Origin of the sequence: Bathymodiolus platifrons methanotrophic gill symbiont, assembly GCF_002189065.1 — a bacterium.
Taxonomy (GTDB): Bacteria; Pseudomonadota; Gammaproteobacteria; order Methylococcales; family Methylomonadaceae; genus Methyloprofundus.
Genome location: NZ_BDMN01000420.1, coordinates 1 through 5372, shown reverse-complemented (window position 1 = coordinate 5372; position 5372 = coordinate 1). Strand labels below are relative to the sequence as shown.

The following is a 5372-nucleotide window of genomic DNA, read 5'->3' as shown; positions in this document are numbered from 1 at the left end:
TGGCTGGACGGCTATTCTTGCTCCTCTCGCGTGCTGCTAGCACACGTCGAATCAGCGAATTGCCCTGTCGCCTATCAGGGACTAAAAATCACCACTTCGCTAAGCTCCGTTTCCATGATTCTCAGCGTTTGTTTTAAAAACAAAAGTTAATCTAAAAATATAAATCCATACCCGCTCAATGTGAGTAATAAGAGAAAATAGAATGAAATATTTAATATTATTAGTTGTAGCACTATCAATGTCAGCCATTGCGGATGATCAGGCTTACGTCCCAATTACTGGAAAATTCTCAGTTGATGGAAAAGGGGCCTCTAATTATACAATCAAAATAGACACTGTGCCAGCAAAGCACCAGCCACGAGTTGCACTATCCTATAGCTCACAAGGGGGTGGTGGATTTGTAGCCCATGGCTGGAGCTTGCACGCGTCACCCTTAATCAGAATATGCTCACTGAACAAGCGTCAAGATAATAAGTGGGCTAACATCTCACTCAACATGGGGGCTGATGATTACAAGGTTAATCGTTTCTGTATGAACGGCAAGCGGCTATCAGCCATCAATGGTAATTATGGTGCTGATAAAACGACCTATCAGACTGAACTGTTTAGCAGGAAAGTTATTACATCTAATGGTAAGTGTGGCGATGGTCCCTGTTCTTTTACCGTGCAGAGTAGCGATGGTTCAGTACAGGTTTATGGTGGTGATGCTAACTCGACCGTTCAAATGGAGGATAAGGATATTCTAGTGTGGGGTGCGAAGAGTGACACCGATAAATACGGGAACACTATACAGTTTTCATATCTACCCAGCGACCAGACTAATGTGCTTTACCCGAGTGAGATTAATTACTTTATCTCTAAAGATGGTAAAGATTCAAGAAAGGTTACATTTACCTACGACCCCATTGCGCCAACAAATAGAATTGCAAAGCGTGTAGGACTTGGTGGTTACTCGTTCAAACCAGACAAAATACTCACTCAGGTTAATACGTATGATATTGGCAATCGTGCTGTCTTTCAATACACACTAACAAATGATTTTGATAAATTTAGCAATAGCTACAAGCTGCTCTCTTTGGATAAAAAATCAGCAGACGAAACTCAGAATTACTACACGCACACCTTTGGCTACAAAGACTATCAACCTGACACACCCTCATTCAACAAGGTAAACACGGTAACTATTCCAGCCACTGTGACTGATTGGGATAGCATTAAGCTTGTTATCATGGACAAGTACGGTGATGGGTACAAAGGTGTCGGGGTTATAAGTAACGAAAATAACAGAGCTATATTCAAGTTTGCACGTGGCGATAAAGATGGCAAGCTAACACTTGCAGAGGATGAAGCTGATCTTGGAGAATTCACACCCACAGATAAAAACTCAGATTCTTATACGTTCTTAGCAGTTGATAAAAATGGCGATGGATTAAATGACTTAGTTAAAATTTTCAAGGGCACAGATGGTGATGCTTATGTTGAAACTTATCTAAGCATTTCAGGCAAGCCAGACTTTGAAAAAGACCCCGTTGTTCAGCCGTTCAATTCACCTTATGTAACAGGTGGAAAGAATGCAACTCACTATGTTGGAAGAGATATTAATGGCGATGGGCTTACGGATATTATTGAGATGAAGCCAACATCCGATGAACAAGTATCAACCTATCAGATTACAGTTTATTATGCAGATGTTAAAGGCGGCTTTCCAACTAAAAAACTGATTAACTCAGAGATAGAAAATGATGTCATTCCAAAAGTAAATCAGTCTATTAGTTTTTCTGATTCTGATAAGGACACGCTATCTGATTTGTTCTTGTTGTCTTCGCAGTCGGGTGATGTGTTTGCTACGCCGTTATATAACAGGCAAGGAAAATTCCTTGCGCCAGATGGTGATTCAACAAAGAACATTAAGCTGGGTAAGAGTGGTGACTGGAAAGGATTACCCGCTTATAATTTCCTTGACTTTAATAATGATGGACTAAGTGATCTAGTTAAATTTGATTACAGCGATACCATGCCAGTTACTGGAAACATCTATATTAATACAGGTAATCTTTTCGGTGATATGCTCGCAGGCTCTGGTGTAGGTGACAATACCACGGATGTATTTTCTCTCACGTCAGCAGGTGAAGACCAGAACAATGCACATAATATTACTTTTGTTGATATAAATGGGGATGGTCAGCCGGATGCTCTAAAATACATGGGTGGTACTGGCGACCCTAAAGATCAGGACAACACTTACTTTGAGACATTCCTGCATACAGGTAACACGTTTGTTAAGTCACAAGATACCCCTCTGTTCGGAGCGCATACTCGCAACGTAGTATCCAGTATGGGTGATAATCCTATCGCTTCTATTATCAGTGTTATGCAATCAAATGGTAGCGTGAATATCTCAGTCTATGAAAACTCAATCAAGCCACCTGATCTTGAAATGATAAGTATTGATAATGGTATTGGGCTGACATACAACATCGACTATCAAAAAGTAAGTCCCTTCATTGACTATGCGAAAATTGAACAGCCCGGCTATCCTAACATTTTGTTAAGCAAGGTACGCATGGTCGTTAATTCCTACACTACACATCAGGACGATGGTACAGAGCATGGTTTTAAAAGACAGCATGACTATACTTATAAGTTCCCTATTTATAACCGTCATGACTGGATGTTTTCAGGATATAGGAACGTAACAGAATCCATTGCATCACTGGATAAATTAAAGTCAATGGAGTACTACGTTACGTATCCGATTCGTGGCAAGATAAAAAGCACCACAGTCTCTCAGCTTAGTACGGGTATTCCTTTCAACAAGGACGAGACGACTTGGGGCTTTGATATTAAGTATCCTAATGTAGACCCTAAGGTTATTATGGTTTATAAAACAGGTGCAAAGTCTACCGTGTATCAGGACAGCCAGCAGGTTAATGCGCCTATCGCATGGGTTAAAAATAAAACATTCACATATGAAAATGAATGGGGAATGGACGTGTCATCAACAGAAGGTTATGACGGTGGGGACGTGCTTTACAAGTGCAAGCGTTATACTAATAATGTGTCGGGTAAAGGTGCGTTTATAATCGGAATGGAAACTGGACAGTTGAGTACTAAGAGCGATAAGCAATGCACTCAGTTCAAAGGTAATCATTTGTATGACGTGCCTTACGTGCCAACGACTGATGATCTGATGCTATCATATACTAAGCTATCAACTGATGGGTTAATGAGCAGCGCAGCTAATCTTCGGTATTCAGATTCTAACAAGACTTACCACACCAAGCAGTTTACTTATGATGCACAGGGTAATGTTATTACCTCTTCAACCTCAGCAGATTACACGGACATAACAGGGGAATTTAAAGACCCAAAGAAAACACTTGTTATGACTAATTTGTATGATGATACAGGTTATGTTGTGAAAAGAACTAAGGGTGAATTCTCTGAATCATTTAAAACAGATTCACGCTTTGGTGCTACCACTTACTACAAGGACGCCTCAGGAAAAGAAACTGATAAAACCATTAACTCAATCGGTGCTGTGGTTAAGACAACCATCAATGGCAAGGTATCAGATAGTTATGGGTATGCAGTTGATAATGAGGGACGGTTTAAGTATGGCGTTGCGATGGTGGCTGGAAATCCAGTTGAAACAAAATCCTATCTTAATGCGGCCGGTAAGCCTTGGAAACATACCAAGCTAACCAATGAAAATAAACTACTCACATTAGGCGAGGTAAAACTTAACCCAAATACAGGACAGATAATAGCTAAACTATCAGGTTACTTTAATGAAAAAGATGCCGAACAAAAGCTAATTTCCTATGATAAACGCTGGGTTAAGAACAAAGAAGTTAAAGGCGTTCAGGTAGACTTGTTCCAGCATGTATATAGCGAAGGCGAATTATCCATTACCCACTCTGGAAATGACCCTACCCATGCGTCAAAAGGAACAGTGATACTAAGTAAGTCTATCCACAATCCTGCCAATAGAACCACCACTAAGGTTGAAGCTGATAAAACTCAGTCGACTGTTTATAAAAACTTGCTTGGAAACATTATCAAAGAAGTTGATAACAGAGGCTTTACATCAACTCGTACTTTTGACTTTGATGGAAAAATGATTGGCAGTTATACGCCAGATTCAGGTAACGAAGTATTTGCTTGGGATGGCTCGGGCAAGGTGATAGCGCATAATAAAGGCATTGAACATAATACCTATGCTTATGACATCCATGAAAGAGCATTAACAGCAACACGCACCGAGGGGGATATGGCACGTACTGTTCATTACACATGGGATGATCAGGTCAAGGGGTTCTTTAACCTAGGCAGGCTCACAGGAATTCAGGATAAAGGAAATCATATTAATGTTAATTATGACAATGACGGGAACATTACCCAGAAAATATGGAATGTTGCTGGAAAACAGTATGATTATGAATTCCTTTATTACCCGAATGCTATCCCGCTATCTGTGACTTACCCTGATAAATCTTCTGTAACTTATAGTTACAATAAGACTGGTGAGTTAGCTACCGTATCTTACGCTGGCGAGACGAAAGCAGTTAATCCAGATGCAGCTATAGGGTTTAGTGATTATGGCATTACATTAAAGCCACAGCAGATAAATTATGGTAAGTCTGTTTCATTGAAACGAGCCATTGATGGCTGGGGTCGCTCTATAGAAGATACATTCTCTCAAGGTGATAAAGTTATTTCATCACTAAAATACGGATGGGATAATACGGGCAACATAACATCGCAAACTCGGGATGGTAAAGTTACTCAATATACATTCGATATGAGAAAGAGACTGGTTAATGCTAAAAGTCCAACACTTGATTTAAGCTATCAGTATGATGCTAACAACAATCTTTTGCAGAATGGAGCTAACAAGTTTACCGTTGAAAGTAAAACAAACAGACTCGCCACTGGGACAATCGCTGGTAAACCTGTGACGTTTAAGCATGATGCGCTAGGCAGGTTACTAGGTGATGGTGAAGAATCCTATGTGTACGGTGACAGTGGGCGACTTGAATCTATAAAGAATGGTGGCAACACGGTATCAATTAGCTATTTCAATAGAAAGAAGTTACAGGATAACGTAGCAATTTACTTAGATGGTGGCTTGGAAATTGTCAAAGCCGGGCACAAAAAGCGCATCCAGTCTTTCAGTCAAACGTGGGAAGTAATACACCCAGATGGAAAGATTGATTACATATTCCCAGACAGATTGAGAAGTAACTTAATGAGTGTTGATTCAAAAACATTAACGCCTACATCATCTTTTGAATATGAACCTTACGGAAAAGCGCATGCTACTAAGTAAACTGAAGTTTCCCAATAATTATTTATGGTAAAATTGAAAC

General features: G+C 40.0%; 1 protein-coding gene. It reads left to right on the top strand.

The features are described from left to right. Nucleotides 1-202 precede the first annotated feature (202 nt). Complete coding sequence (locus CDZ78_RS18575) at nt 203-5332, top strand: SpvB/TcaC N-terminal domain-containing protein (RefSeq protein WP_087871307.1); 5130 nt, start codon at nt 203-205, stop codon at nt 5330-5332. The last annotated feature ends 40 nt before the right edge of the window (nt 5333-5372 follow it).

Bases quoted from the DNA above. Each gene is read 5' to 3' on its own strand.
- CDZ78_RS18575 (WP_087871307.1), top strand. From the start codon at position 203: ATGAAATATTTAATATTATTAGTTGTAGCACTATCAATGTCAGCCATT.